The following is a 17,448-nucleotide window of genomic DNA, read 5'->3' on the forward strand; positions in this document are numbered from 1 at the left end:
TAGACATATACCTATTCTTTATTTTTTAATACTCTATTGTGAAGTTAAATAACTTCAGATTATGCTCATATCATGCGTCTGGACATGTTTGTAAATCTTGGCCCAGACATAAAACCCATTTGACGATATATAAATTCCGCAGTATTGCCAACGTAAACAAATAACTTTATAAATGGTGCTATGCCATTTGATTCCGTTACAACCTTTCCTATCATGAATTTTGCTAGTCCAATACCCCTGAATTGAGGTAAAACACATAAGTCGGCAATTTCAACATAATCATTAACATAGTTTCTTCCTCTGCCAGCTAAGCAAACAGCCACTATTCTATTTGTTGTTTTTTCAACGATTACATGCGATAAGTCTTTATGTGAATACACCTCTAGCACTTTTTCTGCATCTTCAATAGCTTTCTCTAACGACGCAGCTCCATTTATTTCATCACAGATTCCTCCGGCATAACTTTGTATAATAACATCGCCAATTTCCTTTGCTTCCGCATTAATATTAACAGCACGACATATAAAGCCATTGGGTAAATTATGAGTTATGCAGTCTGCAGGACGACACATAACTTGATTGACAGTGTCAATTTTATAGCCAAACATAGGTAAAATGACAGAATCAATATCTAGAACACCTTTGATTCTTTCCCTACCGGAATGTTTTAAAACAAATGTCCAAAATGCTGTTCTGTCACAAAAAGGTGGAATTATAAATGGAAACATTATGGTATCGTCTGTGATAATGATACCACCGATCTTATGCCCATCTAATAGAACAAAATAGCATTGGTCTGTCCATTTCGTATCATCAAGTCGCTTTTTCCAATCAAACCACATTTCAATATCTGCATTAGAGTATATAGTTTGATAAATCGAAAATAAATCTTTATCTGCTTGCATAAGTGAATATTCCAAAACTCCAACCCTCTTCCTATTATATAAATATGTAGTTCCTACGCTAAGGCTTAGGTTTCCTACACTGTAATGATATTTTATTTCATAAATACTCTTCTTTCAGTATATTACATATTTTCTCAGCACTTTCATTAACAAATCGGTCCATCTCTATTTCACTTAAATATGTATATTCTCTCTCCAAATCATCTTTTTCTTTACTATAAAAACTCGTAATATATTCTCTTCTAATATCAAATGCATCGGCAACGAAAAAATCTATATATTCATTAAGGAAGCCAACTGCATTCTTATAAATTGAAAATGCTCTGAAATTAGGGTTATTTCTAATATAAAGAAAATCAAGATCATACCAATCTTTTTTTAATGTCCATATCCATTCAGTTCTGTCCTTATAATATAGATATTTAAACTTATCTTTGCATGGTCGAACTATAAGATTAGCCCACATCATATCTGTTAAAAGATGCGTCAGATAACCAAGATAAAAGGACTTCTGTTTACTGCTATATCGCTTTCTTTGCTCTATGGAAAAATACTGTTCCACATATTCGTTTAAATGAATATCTTTGAGGCCATCAGCATCTGTTGTTTTAAAATGTGAAACATCCCCACTTGGAGTAAAAACTGACCAATCATCATTGGGAATACCACTATCAGGTGCTATATTCCCAACTACAAATTCTGTATAGGAAAGGTTACATAATTCATCCAGTAATTTGTCTGTTATACGTAGATGTACCATCCAAGAAGCCATTTAGTTCTCCTTTTCATATATTACGCTGTTTAGAACATATGCGAACCAACTAAATCTCATTTTAAAAATCCGTTTCGTTTTATTTGAAAGTTTTATATATTTTTTGGGCACATTCTTGTAAAGACATTTTGTTTGTATCAACTACAACATCATAGCCGTCAAGAGGATACAATCCTTGCTTTACTTGCCATTCAGCATTTCCAATATCTCTATCCCCTCTGCTGACTTCTCGTCTCTTTAGCTCTTCTAATGAACATATCACTTTCACAAAGGTGAGTGGATAATTTTTTAATGTATCTCTACAAGAATTAAACAGGTTTTGCTCTTTACCATCTTCTTGATTAAGAACAACATGATCTACAATAACATTTAATCCCATATCTGAGTATGTCCTTATTGTATGATACATTGCATCGACAGCCATATACCATAAAGAATCGCCATCTATTCCGTTAAAATATCCACTCTCACAGGGTGCAATAATATCTGTAAATGTATCTTGTCCAATACAAAAATATGGTACTGGAAATATCTTTTGCAATTCTTGCGTCAATGACGACTTACCAGAGCTTGATACTCCATTAAGCCATATAATTTGCCCTTTCTCCATTTTCTTTATCCTCCAAATTCTTGTATTTTGTTTTTAATTTATAATCACTGTTCGCAATCACTACCAACAACGAATCAATATTTATACTATATCATACTGATCAGATCAATTCTACCTTTTTATTCCAACTCTATCAACTATCTATATTCATTTTTCAATGTACTTAATTCATTAAATCCTAATTCAGTAAGTAAATTTTGTTCACATATCTAATTTATTACAATCCCTTTTCAATTTTATTGAATTAGTTTACTATCTTAGGTAGCACAGCAATGTCTTCGTATATAGCTCCTTTTTCCCAGTAAACAATAATCACAGTTCCATCAGCCAGACGGTAAGTGAAAGAATTCACCACTTTTCTCATCATTTCGTATCCTATATTCTTATACTCTTTAAATAACTCAGTAATTGCATCAGGAACTGTCAGAATATCTTCATGAACTTTTAAAATATGCTTATACTCCGTATTAACCATCTTATTTCCCCTCATAATACTTTTCCAAGGCTTTATCAATAATTTCTTCTACTTCTTTCGCTGTCTGTTTTTCATTAAAGTACTTCTTCAGTATATTTGACTTTACTTTTATTCCACTAAAAATGGAGTGCGCCTTAACCGGTTTGTCATAGGTACCGGCTAAAACACTCTCCATAACAGATTCTGTCAGCTTATTCAGTTTTTGAAGTTCCCTTAGCCTGACAGCAGTTTTTATATCCACTTTATATTTATTATTATTTAAGATATCCACAAGATAAATCTGATTATCTTCACTTAGATAGGATAATTCAACACCGGCACGAATGCTTATTTCCTCAGAATCTATAAACCTTTTAAGCTCCTCACTTAATGAATCAATCCTCAAATACCTGGATACTGTCCTGCCTGAGAGGTCATATTCTCGGCCGGTTTCATCATCAGAATTTATCTTTTCGCCCACTGGGCGAGAAGTTATAGAATCGCCGTTTTCTTCTTCACTTAGAAGCATTTTTACCTCATTAATTAAATCCAATCTCTTACCCTGGCATTTCAATGCTTCATGGTGTCTTGCCAGAACCAGGGCCCTTTCTGAATGAAGTAAATCAGCGAAGGAGCGCTGCATTAAATTTGTTTCAGTTACGATCAGCATTGCTTCTTCATCGGTTAGTCCTTCCATTATTATAATTGGAACTTCCAGCATTCCTATATCTCTGGCGGCATTCCACCTATTATGACCTGCCAGTATTTCGAACTTGCTGTTATCTGCTTTATAAGGTCTTACTATTAAAGGCTGCAGGATTCCGTAATCTTTTATGCTTCGCACCATATCATCAAACCTTTTACCATAATATAATTTAAAGGGATGCTTTTCGAAAGGAACCAGAAGTTCTATTTTTATTTGTCTCTTCTCGGTATCGCTGTATTCCTCCGGTTCTTTATTACCGCCGAATAAGTCATCCAGGGATTGCAGTTTTTTCTTAATTGGCTGCGCCACGTTCTAACACCTCCTGGGCAAATTGCTTATAAGCTAATGATACTTTATTTTTATTTGCATATTCAATCACGGATTTATTATGTAGTATGGAATATCCAACCTGCACTGACTTTGGTACCCGACTCTCAAAAATGTGAATTTGACCTCCATAAGCCACTTCTATCATTTCCGTAATATCCTTTGAAAGGTTTGTCCGTTCAACAAACATGGTGAGCAGAATCCCATCTATTTCTATTTTGGGATTCAGTCTTTTTTTCACCCGGATGATGTTTTTTAATAATAACTCCAGTCCTTTTGCACTTAAATATTCCGGCGTAACAGGTATAATTACACTGTCACAGGCTGCCAAAGCATTGATTGTAAGCATACCCAGACTCGGTGAACAATCTATAATAATGTAATCATAGAATTCCTTTATTTCATCAATAATAGATTTCAGAATCAGTTCCCTGCTCATAGCATTTACCAGACTTACTTCAATTGCCGATAGCTCAATATTACAAGGAATTAGATCGATATTACCGGCTTTTACAATATAAAGTTCTCTGTCCGGCAGCTTTTCTTCCTCGATTGCCATTGCCATCAACGTAGCAATAGTAATATTGATATAGTCATTATCATCATAACCTAATGATACGGTTAAACTTCCCTGGGGATCCAAATCGATTTCCAGTACTTTCTTTCCTTGATATGCCAAGGCATATCCCAGATTGGATGCCGTGGTCGTTTTACCGACACCACCCTTTTGATTAACGATTGCTGTTACTTTACACATTACTATCTCCTTCTTTCTTTTTTATATTTACTCATCTCCGTTCATAGTTTAAGGTGGCGTTGCAACACCACCTTAAGAAAGAGATAAGTATTTGTGTCCCCGTCATGCCGATAGGTCAGCAATAAAAAAAGATATGGAAAAGAAAACTTTCTTTTTCATATCTTTTTATTTTAATAATACCTAAGATTCTTTCCTAACATACTAAAACCAAAAGAGGTTAACTTTTCGCCCAGTGGGCGAAAAGTAATCATGTAACCTATTTTATGATTAATTTACTCGCAGTTTATAAAAATAGAATAATATAACTCAAACATCTTCCTGCAGCATTTCCAAATACCTATCCAGCTCATTTTCAACATAAGCAGCCACCATCCTAATTATTGGTTCTGCATCTGCTTCTTGATGGTACGAGGTAAAGCAATCATAATACTTTCTTCTGTCTGTAAATTTTACATTAATCGGTAAATATCCATTCTGCATTAGTTCAAAATTCAATAAGAGCCTTCCTGTTCTGCCGTTTCCGTCAATAAACGGATGAATCCTTTCGAAATCCATATGAAATCTGGAGACTAATTCAATAATATGGAGTCTTTTTTTCATCTCAATATGCTCTTTCATAAGCTTTTCCATTAATACCGGAACCATATATGGCTGCGGGGGCTCATTTGCTGCTCCCATAATCCGGACAGGTATTTTGCGATATACGCCTCTGTCTTCCCGTCTGTCCATGAGAACCAGAGAATGAATTTCCTTTATTATTTTCTCAGAAAATTCCTGTTGATCCGATACAAGCTGTTTTACATACTCGAATGCTTCTTTATGTCCAACCGCTTCCAAATGATCTTTTAAGGGCTTTTTATCTATCGTTATACCCTCAAGAACCATTGCAGTTTCCTGCAAGGTGAGTGTATTGCCCTCTATAGCATTGGAATTATAGGTGAATTCCAGAAGAAATTCTTCCTGTAAACGTTTTAGCTCTCCCTGCGTCAAAGGCCTGCGAGAAGCGAGTTCTTCTTTTTTGGAATCAATTCTACGGAATAAGGCTCTATATTTTTCATCAATTTCTTTTCCTCGAAAAGTTCTTCCATCGAGAGGCTTAACCGCATCAATAGGAATCTGATAGGATCGTCCCTGTTTTATGACTCCTTCTATCATTCCCTCACTGCACATTAATCTTACTCTTCTGTCGCTTATATTCCACTTATCCGCTGCCTGACTGACTGTGATATATTCCATTTTAAACACCACCTTTCTTTTGGGAGTTATTATAGCACATTATCGGAATATTATCAATTAAAGTTTTACCTTTTAGCATGTGTATTATTCCTATAATAACATTTAATTATCTTCCTGAACTGTCAAACATATCTCAGGTTAATGCTCTGGTCATCTTATCGACACTACCCCCAAAAATAGATATCCATTTGTGTCCCTGCCTCACTGATAGATTAGCAACATATAAAAAAAGATATGATCAAGGAAATAGTTTCCTTCCATATCTTATTTACCCAAAATAAAACACCTGAAATCCGGATGTTTTTTGCAGTTTGATTTACCACTACATTTGAATGGTAGGTTCTACTTAAGTACTTGGCTTTCTTTCAGATAACCTTTAATAATTTCCAGAAAACCATCGGCTTTTACTAATTGCTCATGTGAATCCTGTTTTGAGGCAATATAGAAATCTACATAGTCTGATTTTTCCCTTAATTTTGATGCACTTGCAATTACTTTGGATAACTCTTTATCAAAAATACCGGTTTTTATATAGTTCTGATTAAAAAAAGCGATAATTCCTGAATGCTTTGACGAATCAAAATCATTCAGTATAGTAACCGCTCTCATTCCATGGAAGATAGCGTAATATGAACGATTGATTGATGCTTTATACATTGCGTTATTGTGATTCATCCTGGCTGTTTCCAGATCCTCTTCCGCCTTTTCAAAGCGATATTTTGCCAAGTCATTTATGCTGCCTTCCATAGTACCACACCATCTTTCTTAACATTCTTAAAAAATGGAAGTGTGTTTTCCCATTTTATAAAATCAGACACCTTTATATCAATGATAGAAAACACTCGATCATACTTTAAATTCATATCAACTATAAAATCCAATAATGGTTCTTCGTAATCCTTTGTGTTAATTGTATCAAGTATTACTGCTATATCAATATCTGATTCGGAAGTATTCGTATTTCTAGCTACGGATCCATATAAGATAACTTGCAATAAAACAGTTCCATAAATAGTATTTAAACCGTATAGTAGTTCCTGTATCATATTATCATTCACTAAAGGACACCTCTTTTCAAATAGTTTTTATACCAAGCAGCTTAAATTAATTATATCCTGTAATTATATTTTAACACATTTTTCCCAGTAATAAAACGATATTTAATCCATTCTTATTTAATTGACTAAAAAATAGCCATAAGGTTTCCTTATCATAAATAGTTTTTTTATCAGATGCATTGTAGTTTTACAATGCAATGTAACAATAAGCAAATAGTTGAACCTAAACCTTGACATATAGATGGGAGCATCCCAAGGTTTGTGTAAACATCTAATTGATGTAAAATAAAATTACTTCGTTTGGAAGTTTATAAAAACATTGGTATACTCCTATAAAACCAATTATTTCTTTTTTTTAACAAATTTATAAATAACAATAATTACTGCTCCAGAAGCTATGATATTTAAAATAGTCCAGAAAATATTTATAACATTAAAAATATTAATCACCCACCTTTATTTTTTTGCATGTAAATTATAAACAATATAATATTCAATATTAGTAACAAATGGCTTTTACCTTTATTTGTATTATAGGATTGTTATTTTTAATGTCAATATTAATTTTCGACCATATTTGAATATTAATTTATAGAATATACTCAACCTAAAATCATATATGCAGTCCGGTTTGTAATCATATTGTAATCATCAATGTTTTTCAAATTTAATTTATATAGTAAAATCAGTCATTTCAGTGATTTTTTTCAAGGTTCGAGTCCCTTTAGGTGCATTTTTTGTTGCAAGGAAACTGGATGCGAAAATGCCTGAAAATATTGATTTTACTGGATTTATACAGCATGAACAACTGCTCTGTAAAATCCATTTTTACCGTCATCAGATACTACAAGATTAGTCTGAATCTTATAATATTGATTATAATCCTGAATTTGTTTTAAAGCATTAATAGCCGTATTGTTCAGCGGAATATATCTATCAAGAGGAAGGATAATAACATTAATCCTCCAGTTATTTTAAAAATGATTTTCAATCAAAGCCTTTGCGTGCTTCAAAAATTCCTGAATGATATGAAGTTCGTTGTCATTCAAACTTTCAAGATAAGCAAACAACGGACGGTCATATTCCTGATGATACTGGTTATGAAGCTTATAAGCCATCTTCCCTTTTTCTGTAAGAAAAAGACAGAATCGCTTTTTATCCTCGTCATCTTCCTTTTTCTCGAGAAAGCCGTTTTCTTCAAGCTTTCGGACAGTTTTTGCTACTACAGCACGTGTTACATTAAAGCCTCGTGCCATTTCAGAAATAAATATACCTGGATGATCACCCACCATTTTAATCATATGGATTTCTCCACGATAGAATTTCATTTCTTCTAAGCCAAAATTTAATACATTTGTCTTTCCATTGGCTATTCGCTCTGTCATCTGTATAAAATCATTAATCACAAGTTTTTGTAGCTTTTCCATCTTGGATACCTCCTGTTTTATTAAGTAAAATGTTTAAAAGCAACCTTATTTTCTGTTTTCAAATCCTTCTTCTGGCGCCCACCTGCATATACCTCCTATTTCATAGTGGCAATTGCAACAATCATCTCCATCCCCAAGAGTTTTTGTTCGTGTAAATCCCAAATGAAGATATTCGCCAATCATATAATCCACCCGACATACTGCTGGGAATATACCAAGTGCATCAAAATCTGCAGCAATCGTTCTCATCCCACATCTTGTAATATCAATACCAAATCGCCTTTTGTCTTTTGGAATAAAATGAATGAAAAAATCATAGACGTGGACTTTTCCCTGTATTTCCTTTTTTTCATGTATTGGTGCTTTTTTACAAAAACTATTAAGATATATTCTTCCGCAGGTTTTGCGAAAAAACGGGGGAATGGTAGTAATTATCTTTTCACTCATCAGCCACAGGAGCTTTTGTATATCGTTATCGTTTGCACCAAGTTCGACGGCGGTTTTATACCACGCAATATAGGCGGGAGCAAAAGCATAATTAAACGCAAAAACGGATTTACCAATATCGGGCGTTTTTCGGTTGACCTGTATAAAGTATCTGTCTGACGTTGCGGTAAAGCGCATTGTGTATTCTTTCCCGAACTTTTTTTCCATTACACTGTGTGAGCGTATCATTCCGAGATGATATATCAAACCGTACAGCTTCATTTATCTGTCACCCACTTTCATTTTTTTAAGTAAAATTCACCTTGCAGCCCTTCAAATACTCCACCATCATCATCACTATGAATATGTTGAAATCCATGCATTATTAAAGCATTTTCAATATCCTTTTTTGTAAGCAGTACATCCAATCCATCCAAATGGCTGGACAACCAGCCAAGAATACTCTCAGGCGGATTCTGGTAATCCTCACTGACATTATGCGTAACAATATATAGGTAACCATTTGATGTTAAAGCGTCATATAATTTGCTCATCACGGAATCCAAATGGTCTTTTGCAAAATCCAGAACTCCTGAGGCAATAATCAGATCATATCCTTTTCCGATATCGTCTGCATTAAAGTCTCCCTCTATCACACTTACATGCTCGGAAAGATTTCGCTCTGACACTAATTCGCGTGGCAGCTGTGCTACGTTAGGGTGCTCAAAAACAACGCTTTTGCAATTCGGAAAAGTAATTGCAAGTTCTATTGCAAGAATCCCTGATCCTCCTCCGAGGTCAAGTATCTTATCAGGGGTTTTGTTTCCATAAAGACTTGTAACAGCCTGAATCAAAGACTGAACACGCCCTGTATACATTTCAGGAATACTCACACGTGCAGCCTCATAAAAATCATATACCTCTATCCCTTGATTATTATGAAGAACATTTTTGTCGGGACCGTTTATCAAACGCTCTTCGATATTTTGCAGAGACATCATTTTCTCTCTAAAAAGAATACTTTCTCCCAAATAAACGAGACTGTCTGGATTCAAAAAAACATTACTCTGCTTAGTATTTCTATAAGCTTCGCTGTTTTTTTCAAGTAATCCTATGCATGCTAATGCGTTTAGCACAAAAGATAAATTTCGCTCATTTAAGCCTGATTTCGTTGCAACAGCTTTTGGAGTTTCCCAGCTTTCCAGATAAGAGAACAACTTCACCCTTAATGCAGATAAAAGCAGCTCTGTTTCTCGTTTCTGATGAAGCATTTTATAATACAGCTTTTGATTTTCTTTTAACTGATACATTATTTCACTTCCTTACATTGGTTAGTTATCTCTAACTTATTGTATGCCAAGTATACATTCTTTTTATTTGTATGTCAAGCATACAAATAAATTAAATTTATCATTAACGAATATGTTTTCTTAATATATTTAGATTGACTTAATATAATAATCCTTATAGGAATAGCCACACCGCTTTTAAAAAAACAATGTGGCTATAAAGAAAATACTTTATTAAGGTAACTTAGCTCAATTAAAAACAGCTTACTTACTTTTATCCAATTTATAATTGTGCCTTAAAATGATATTAGATCATTTTTTCTAGTATTCGCTACCTCCTTGTATCTCATTGAGCGCTTTCTATTGTTTTACTTTTCCCTGATTTTCTACCATTTTCATTTTTGCGGCTATCACATCAGGATTTCCTAAAAACTGCTTTTTAATGACCGAGAGTGTATCATCTAGTCTATATTCCAACGGTATGCCCGTAGCCAGATTAAGTCCTATGATTTCCTCCTGGGAAAGATGCTCCAGATACATAACAAGCGCCCTCAGGGAATTTCCATGAGCTGTAATCAGTACCCTTTTTCCTGCCATAAGTTGTGGTCTGATCTGCTTCTCAAAGTATGGAATGACCCGTACAATGGTGTCTTTCAGACTTTCCGCTAACGGCAATTCATTTCCCACCACATTATGATATGCTTTCTGACGAGCGGGATTTCTTTCATCCTGCGGCTCTAAAGACGGTGGCTGTACATCAAAAGAACGCCGCCAGATTCTCACCTGTTCCTCTCCATATTTTTCAGACGTCTGTGACTTATTTAATCCCTGTAATGTCCCATAATGGCGCTCATTAAGCTGCCAGGCCTTTATTACAGGCAGCCATTCTGCATCCATTTCCTCCAGAGTTAAATTCAGCGTATGGATTGCACGTTTCAGATAAGAGGTATAGCAGATGTCAAACTCATATCCTTGCTCCTTAAACAAGCGACCCGCTTCTCTTGCTTCTTCTTTGCCGGCTTCTGATAAGTCAACATCCGTCCAGCCGGTAAACAAATTTTCTAAATTCCAGATACTTTCTCCATGACGGAGTAATACTAATTGATGACTCATATTCAGTCCCTCCCTATAAGGATGCTTCGTAAATTTCAATAATTGTTTTCAATAATACCGCATCAAATTCCTTCTGTGTCTGCTTTACAGAAAGATCGGAAAGAAGTGCTCTGGAAAAGCTGGCTATCAGCTTCGGGTTCTTTCTCAACAGTTCATTTGCCTCTTTACGGCTGTAACCACCGGAAAGTGCCACAATTCGCACAACTCTCGGATCATTCATTAGCCCATTGTAAGTTCCGGCTACAGAAGGGATAGACACCTTCAGCATAATGTTCATTGAATCATCCAGTTTTTTTAGATGGCTTATCATTTCCGCGATCAACATTTCCTCTGCTTCTTGTTTGCTATTGCTATGAATGTCTACCTCCGGTTCTAAAATCGGCACAAATCCGGCATCGGAAATTTTCTTACCTAATTCAAACTGCTGTTCTACAATCGCATGAATACCATCACCATTTGCTTCATGGATAACGGAACGCATCTTTGTCCCAAAAATATTTTTAGCGGTCGCTCTATTCAAAAGTTCATCCAGCTTAGGAATCGGCTTCATCAACTGAACCCCGTCTTTTTCTTCATCCAGTCCATTGTCAATTTTCAAAAAAGGAACAATCCCCTTTTTCTCCCATAGATAATCCGAAGTATACAGGTTGTCAATTTTACGTTCCATTGTTTTTTCAAATAGGATTGTCCCTAATATATGTTTGGATGAAAATGCCTTGCTTGCGATAACCCTGCTTCTCATCTGCTGAATCAGATCATACATTTCATCCTCTGTATGGTATTCTGACGTCTCAATTCCATAGTCTCTCAGAGCCTTCGGTGTGCTTCCTCCGCTCTGATCCAATGCTGCTATGAATCCTGCTCCATATTTTATTCGTTCTAATTGTTCTTTTATCATGTTATACATAGCCTCCTTTGTCTTCTAAGCCGTTTTCCAGAGCTGATAAAAACAGTTCTGCCTCTTGTTTATGAAAATAACTTCATCCTTAATATTGATGAAGACTTTTCTAATACTTCTTTTGACTGATACACTATTTCACATCCTTTCGCTGGTTAGTATTAACTAACTTATTTCTATAATAAGTATGCATCCTTTTTAATTGTATGTCAAGCATACGATTAAAACAATTAATTAAAAGCCTTCTCTGATAAAACGGAACAGGGTTTATCAATCTGGCTTCCCTGTCCCATTTTATTCATGACAATTGAAATTTCGCAAAGCGTACTTTCAATTGTTTAATTACTTCTTCTTACTGAGTTTTCAAATAGACTCAACTTCTTGAGAATACTGATAGCAAATATGATGGTAACAATCGTGGTCAATAAATCCGTAACAGCCTGGGAGTATATAATCCCTGTCAAACCTAGCATTGTCGGCAAAAGCAAAATTACCGGAATAAACATAATTCCCTGACGGCATACGTTCAAAATCCGGCCTGACAGAGCTTTCCCCATAGCCAGATACAACGTAGAATAAGTAAACTGCAAGCCAAATGTAAAAAACATGATTGTATTCGCCCTAAGTACGGAACCGCAATGCTTAATACCTGTGGATCATTACTGAACAAAGAAAGAATAGAATCAAAACAATGCAAATCATTTTGGATGCCAAATTACGTTTTTTCGTTCCATATTTCTCTACCAGACGATTCCCCACAATAAAGCACAGGCCATGTCACTACAAGCACCACACACTCTGACAAAACAAGTTTCCAGTTAATAAAAAAAGTACCAATCAGAATCAGCAATGCCATCACCACAGTTTTTACAATGGATGGGAGATTTTTTCTGTTTGTATACTTTTCTTTAATCAAAATTTGTCTGGAAACAATACTTGTTGTGTTCATCTAATTTTCATAGAAGCAGGCATCTTCAAAATATCGGATGCCTACTTTTATGAAAATCTTACATATTGTTCTAAGATCATTATTAGTTTTGAAATGATTATTTGTTCCTATCCTTTTGAAATATGTTAAATGACTGTCCCTTTAAAAAATTGAACGTATTAAGTTGAATAAAACCGGCTTTGTATAGCACTTCTTGTATTTCCGTTTCTGCTGCGCAGTACCCAGCTCGGCTTACATAACTTCCTCTCTCATTTGGAAGCCATTCGACAACTACAACTCTGCCACTCTGTTTGAGAACTCCATTAATATCTCTGAAATAGGAAACCGAATCTGAAAGGTGATGGAATACATTCCTCAAAAAAACAAGATCACAGCTTTCCTTTTGCAAAGGGCATCCATTACCTTTTCCGATAATGGTTTCAACATTACAAATATGTTGCTTTTTCATAGATTTATCTATATATGACAGTAGTTTTCTGTTCGTGTCCACAGCAAACACCTTGCCATTTTCTCCTACAGCTTTTGCAAACCGTTCCGAAAAGTATCCACCACCAGAGCCAATATCTGCGACAGTCTGTCCTTTCACTATTCCAATCGATTCGAGAAGCTTTTGGAAATCTCTTTTGGCCCTATTGTTAAGCATTATTGCTTGTATTTCTGTCCAGCACATTATAAATTCTCCTTCCTCATCCTTGTATCAGAAGCTGCCTCTAATGCTTTCATATTTTTGTTAAGAACCAGTGCAAGCACTGCCGTCAAAATAACTGTTAGTAAATCAGCCACGGGTTGTGTCCAAATAACACCTTCAATTCCAAGCAGATGCGGCATAATCAGGATAGCTGGGATAAAAAACAATCCTTGACGGCTGATGCTAAGGATACCGCCTTCTCTTCCTTTGCCCATAGCAAGGAACAGCGACATATATACCTGCTCAAATCCAAACAAGATAAAAACAATTCCATTTACCCGCAACGCCCTAACGCCGATATCAATTAATACAGCATCGTTTTTTGAAAAAAGTGAAATAATCGGTTCAGGAATAATGATCAGCAAAAGTGCTGCGGCTGCACAGAATATTGTTGACCACTTAAGCGACACTTTAATAGCTTCATTCAGTCGATTATAGTTTTTAGCACCATAATTATATCCTGCTACCGGCTGGAAGCCTTTCATAAAACCAAATACTATATAGGTTCCGATAGCCATAATGCGGGTTACCACCCCAATTGCTGCCACTGCAGAATCGCCATATGTACTCGCCGCTGAATTGGAAAGCCCCATAGCCGCACTAGACAGAAGCTGATAAACGAGAATAGGAATACCGACCTTGAAAATCTCCCCATAAATCGCACCGCTAAAAGTAATACTACGAATTGAAAAACGCAGATAACCTTTTTTACACAAGATATACCATAGGTAAAGACTAGTCGTTACAGCTTGAGAAATGACTGTAGCAATAGCGGCGCCTTGAATACCAAAGCCCAGCGGAAAAATAAATATGGGATCTAATATTACATTGAGTCCTCCGCCAATCAGCATGGATATCATGGTCAGCTTCGACCTGCCTTCGGCGATGATGATATTGTTCATGGTGACATTAAAAATACTCAGAATGGAACCTGCAATATATATAATGGCATACTCCCTTGCATAAGGAAGTATGGTTTCCGTCGCTCCCAGAGCGACCAGTATGTTGTCGAGAAAACACAGGGATATCACGATGGATACAACCCCGACAAAAAGGCTGGAAAACAATGCTGTTGATGCCGTCCGGTTCGCATTTTCGGTATCTTCTCCTCCCAAGAGTCGGGATATGTAGGATGCCGCTCCGCTGCCGAAGGTCATGCCAAGCCCAATAATAATTTGTACCACGGGGAACACGATAGATACAGCACCCATCTGACTGGTACCCAGCCCCCCGACAAAGTAGGCGTCCACCACGCTGTAAAGAGCTGAGACCATCATGCCGATCATGGTTGGCATTCCCATTTTAATTAGTAGCTTTGGGATTTTTTCATCCCTCATCATTTGAATTCTTTGGTCATTTGAGTTCATATTAATCAAATCCTTTCCTATGTTGTGTATACCTGCTATACGCTTATTTTAAAAAATATAAATCTTATATTAATTTGTTTCACTTTAAATTAAGGTGGTTTTGCATAATTTGTTTGCATAAAGAGTGTAGCAACTATACGCTTTACGCAAAAAAACACTGTACTTGTAAACACTAGCATATCATTATTGCCCTTTCATAATCATAATTCAATATGTTCTTCTTTTTCGAAAATGTCAATTTGCTCGTCAAATGAGTTGAGAAAACTTTTCAGAAACGCTTTGTTTTCCTCTGTTGCATTTTTGAGTACGCCATTAAAAAGCTCATCATATTTCTGATGCAGCTTTTCATGATGCAGATATGCAGTTTCACCTTTTGAAGTCAGTCTTAGCACTAGCCTTGACAGATTACGCGGATCGGTATCTTTGATGATCATGCCCTTATGCTCAAGCTTCATAATAATCTGGGAAACTGCGCCTTTCGTCACGCCCAGCATATCTGCCAAACCCGTTACGTGAATACCTTCATTCTCTTTGATGGATTTGATCATGTGAATTTCAGCTTCGTATAATGGATGATCCGTCCCATAATACCGAGTTTTCCTGTCAAGTTCGGAAATCTTTGTAACTATCCGCAAAAAAGTGTAGCTCATTTTGGTTCTGTTCTTAAATTTCATATTCATCATGAAAATAGTATATAGCTGCTAAACACTTTTGTCAAGCGATTACACATGAACAATATGCAAATCATGTTCTATTTTCTCCATCTGCATATTATCCTTCCATGCCTAGTATTATGATACCAATTGCAGCAATGGCAATGACAAGATACTGCTTCCATGAGAGCTTTTCCTTCAAAGTAATTCTTGCCCATACAAGTGAAAAAATGCAGTAAGATGAAATCAATGGAGCCGCTACAATAGCATTATTACCCAATGCATAGATATATGCAAATTGTCCTGCAGTTTCAAATACACCTGCAAGCAGCTTTGGCTTTTCTGCGTATAGTTTAATTTTTTGCTTTTTAATAAAGACCACATACGCCAAAGCAAAAATCGCCATAATAAAAAATGTAAACTCATATGCGATATTGGCAGATTCTTCTTTGATATACCTGTCAAGAATCAAAGCATCTGCAAATGTACCCAGTCCATCAATGATGCAATAAAAAACAGGAAAGAAAATAGCAACAAAGCTGTGCGTATATTTTCTGTCCGGGACTATACCAGCTTGCATGCGTTCTGCATCATCCTGTTTCTTTTCAAAAACAGAAAGCAAAAAAATACCAATACATACCAACGCTACCGCAACAAACTGTAACCCGCTCATTGCCTCTTTCAGAATGAGAAAGCACAGAAGAGCTGCAACTGCGCCTGATGAATTACAAATCGGCGTAGAAACGGAAAGCACTACATAACGCAGACCGATATAACCAAGTATCATTGCAAAAATATATAAAAAAGATACTGGTAAATATGTAAAGATATCTGAAAGTCTAAACTCAGCTCCACGTGAAAGTTCAATAATAGCGTGAATACCCATAACCGTACCAACCGCGATAACCATTTTCCAATGGCTGTATTTATCCTCTGGCTTTGAACCTATTTTTGAAAAAAGGTCAGAGCCGCTCCAAAAAATTATTGCAACAAGTGAAAACCAAAACCACATTGTATTTCTCCTATCGTTACCATTTTCGGCTTGAATATATTGCTGATTTGCTGGCATTAATAGGCTAGTATCTCATAGCCATCATTAGTGACTAAAACCATAACTTCCCATTGGGCTGATGGCATTCCATCTGCCGTATAAACTGTCCAGCCATCATTATCATCTACAAAAGTTTCATCAGTTCCCATGTTCACCATTGGCTCAATCGTAAATACCATACCTGGGACTAAAAGCATTTCTGTTCCATTTTTTGAAACATAGCTTACCCACGGTTCCTCATGAAATTGCAAGCCAATACCATGTCCCCCTATTTCCTGTACAACCGTATATCCATTACTCATAGCATGTTCATGCACTGCTTGCCCCATATCACCTAAAAATCCCCATGGCTTTATTTGTGCTAATCCTAATTCAATTCAATCCTTAACCACATCCACCAGTTTCTTTTTTTCAGGACTTACATTGCCGGATGAAGCCTAAGTATGGAGTTACAGTTACTAATCAGTATAAAAAGGATATAAAAGTAGCAAAAAAGAGAAAGCTTGACATAGACTTTTTAGAAGCCATTGTTGCCAAGTTAGCGAATGGTGAAGTTGTTGACCCCTAAATTCTAAACCCCGCTCTCACAGGTAATTACAGAGGGTACAAGGAGTGTCACATTAACCCCGACTGGTTACTGTTATATAAGGTACAGGATGATATACTAATACTTACCCTGCAAAGAACAGAAAGCCACAGCGATTTATTCTAAATAAAAGGAAGCTTGAAGTTAATAGCTGTATGCTCCCTTTTTTTTGATTA

General features: G+C 35.9%; 19 protein-coding genes and 2 pseudogenes. 1 reads left to right on the top strand and 20 read right to left on the bottom strand.

Features of this window, described 5'->3' with window-relative positions; all coding sequences use genetic code 11:
* Positions 1 to 65: 65 nt before the first annotated feature.
* The 20 genes and pseudogenes from RBU59_RS03175 to RBU59_RS03270 form a co-directional block, all read right to left on the bottom strand.
* Positions 66 to 905, bottom strand: coding sequence for a GNAT family N-acetyltransferase (locus RBU59_RS03175; RefSeq protein ID WP_308146436.1), 840 nt, complete (start codon positions 903 to 905; stop codon positions 66 to 68).
* Positions 906 to 1,002: 97 nt separating this feature from the next.
* Positions 1,003 to 1,677, bottom strand: coding sequence for a zinc dependent phospholipase C family protein (locus tag RBU59_RS03180; protein WP_308146437.1), 675 nt, complete (start codon positions 1,675 to 1,677; stop codon positions 1,003 to 1,005).
* Between the two features lie 79 nt (positions 1,678 to 1,756).
* Positions 1,757 to 2,287, bottom strand: a complete 531-nt coding sequence (locus tag RBU59_RS03185; RefSeq protein ID WP_308146438.1) for a chloramphenicol phosphotransferase CPT family protein — start codon at positions 2,285 to 2,287, stop codon at positions 1,757 to 1,759.
* A gap of 244 nt (positions 2,288 to 2,531) precedes the next feature.
* The gene (locus RBU59_RS03190; protein ID WP_308146439.1) at positions 2,532 to 2,762 is read right to left on the bottom strand and encodes a hypothetical protein; all 231 of its coding nucleotides are present in this window, start codon (positions 2,760 to 2,762) and stop codon (positions 2,532 to 2,534) included.
* A 1-nt stretch (position 2,763) separates the two neighbouring features.
* Complete coding sequence (locus RBU59_RS03195) at positions 2,764 to 3,756, bottom strand: ParB N-terminal domain-containing protein (protein WP_308146440.1); 993 nt, start codon at positions 3,754 to 3,756, stop codon at positions 2,764 to 2,766.
* Complete coding sequence (locus RBU59_RS03200; protein WP_308146441.1) at positions 3,740 to 4,531, bottom strand: ParA family protein; 792 nt, start codon at positions 4,529 to 4,531, stop codon at positions 3,740 to 3,742. Before RBU59_RS03200 ends, RBU59_RS03195 begins: the two co-directional genes overlap by 17 nt.
* Before the next feature lie 306 nt (positions 4,532 to 4,837).
* Positions 4,838 to 5,767: a Fic family protein gene (locus RBU59_RS03205; RefSeq protein ID WP_308146442.1), complete on the bottom strand. Its 930-nt coding sequence runs from the start codon at positions 5,765 to 5,767 to the stop codon at positions 4,838 to 4,840.
* A 342-nt stretch (positions 5,768 to 6,109) separates the two neighbouring features.
* Positions 6,110 to 6,514: a HEPN domain-containing protein gene (locus tag RBU59_RS03210; RefSeq protein WP_308146443.1), complete on the bottom strand. Its 405-nt coding sequence runs from the start codon at positions 6,512 to 6,514 to the stop codon at positions 6,110 to 6,112.
* Positions 6,499 to 6,825, bottom strand: a complete 327-nt coding sequence (locus RBU59_RS03215) for a nucleotidyltransferase family protein (protein ID WP_308146444.1) — start codon at positions 6,823 to 6,825, stop codon at positions 6,499 to 6,501. Before RBU59_RS03215 ends, RBU59_RS03210 begins: the two co-directional genes overlap by 16 nt.
* 974 nt (positions 6,826 to 7,799) lie before the next feature.
* Positions 7,800 to 8,252: a MarR family transcriptional regulator gene (locus RBU59_RS03220; RefSeq protein ID WP_308146445.1), complete on the bottom strand. Its 453-nt coding sequence runs from the start codon at positions 8,250 to 8,252 to the stop codon at positions 7,800 to 7,802.
* 45 nt (positions 8,253 to 8,297) lie between these two features.
* On the bottom strand, positions 8,298 to 8,960 hold the full coding sequence (locus tag RBU59_RS03225; RefSeq protein WP_308146446.1) for an L-2-amino-thiazoline-4-carboxylic acid hydrolase: 663 nt from the start codon (positions 8,958 to 8,960) through the stop codon (positions 8,298 to 8,300).
* Positions 8,961 to 8,977: 17 nt separating this feature from the next.
* Positions 8,978 to 9,988: a methyltransferase gene (locus RBU59_RS03230; RefSeq protein WP_308146447.1), complete on the bottom strand. Its 1,011-nt coding sequence runs from the start codon at positions 9,986 to 9,988 to the stop codon at positions 8,978 to 8,980.
* A gap of 339 nt (positions 9,989 to 10,327) precedes the next feature.
* Complete coding sequence (gene gpmA / locus RBU59_RS03235; protein ID WP_308146448.1) at positions 10,328 to 11,080, bottom strand: 2,3-diphosphoglycerate-dependent phosphoglycerate mutase; 753 nt, start codon at positions 11,078 to 11,080, stop codon at positions 10,328 to 10,330.
* A 13-nt stretch (positions 11,081 to 11,093) separates the two neighbouring features.
* Positions 11,094 to 11,978: a fructose bisphosphate aldolase gene (locus RBU59_RS03240; protein ID WP_308146449.1), complete on the bottom strand. Its 885-nt coding sequence runs from the start codon at positions 11,976 to 11,978 to the stop codon at positions 11,094 to 11,096.
* Positions 11,979 to 12,316: 338 nt separating this feature from the next.
* A complete protein-coding gene (locus RBU59_RS03245; RefSeq protein ID WP_308146450.1) occupies positions 12,317 to 12,586 on the bottom strand; it encodes a hypothetical protein in 270 nt (89 codons plus the stop codon).
* A gap of 438 nt (positions 12,587 to 13,024) precedes the next feature.
* Positions 13,025 to 13,597, bottom strand: a complete 573-nt coding sequence (locus RBU59_RS03250) for a class I SAM-dependent methyltransferase (RefSeq protein WP_308146451.1) — start codon at positions 13,595 to 13,597, stop codon at positions 13,025 to 13,027.
* The gene (locus RBU59_RS03255; RefSeq protein ID WP_308146452.1) at positions 13,597 to 14,982 is read right to left on the bottom strand and encodes an MATE family efflux transporter; all 1,386 of its coding nucleotides are present in this window, start codon (positions 14,980 to 14,982) and stop codon (positions 13,597 to 13,599) included. Before RBU59_RS03255 ends, RBU59_RS03250 begins: the two co-directional genes overlap by 1 nt.
* Positions 14,983 to 15,182: 200 nt before the next feature.
* Positions 15,183 to 15,665: a MarR family transcriptional regulator gene (locus RBU59_RS03260; protein WP_308146453.1), complete on the bottom strand. Its 483-nt coding sequence runs from the start codon at positions 15,663 to 15,665 to the stop codon at positions 15,183 to 15,185.
* 88 nt (positions 15,666 to 15,753) lie between these two features.
* Positions 15,754 to 16,647, bottom strand: a complete 894-nt coding sequence (locus RBU59_RS03265; RefSeq protein WP_308146454.1) for a DMT family transporter — start codon at positions 16,645 to 16,647, stop codon at positions 15,754 to 15,756.
* A gap of 56 nt (positions 16,648 to 16,703) precedes the next feature.
* Positions 16,704 to 17,114: pseudogene (locus tag RBU59_RS03270) on the bottom strand (M24 family metallopeptidase); the annotation flags it as partial.
* Between the two features lie 2 nt (positions 17,115 to 17,116).
* Between RBU59_RS03270 and RBU59_RS28605 the strand changes: the two are divergent.
* Positions 17,117 to 17,398, top strand: a pseudogene (locus RBU59_RS28605) (type II toxin-antitoxin system YafQ family toxin).
* Positions 17,399 to 17,448: the final 50 nt, after the last annotated feature.

This window comes from Anaerocolumna sp. MB42-C2, from assembly GCF_030913705.1.
Taxonomy (GTDB): Bacteria; Bacillota; Clostridia; order Lachnospirales; family Lachnospiraceae; genus Anaerocolumna.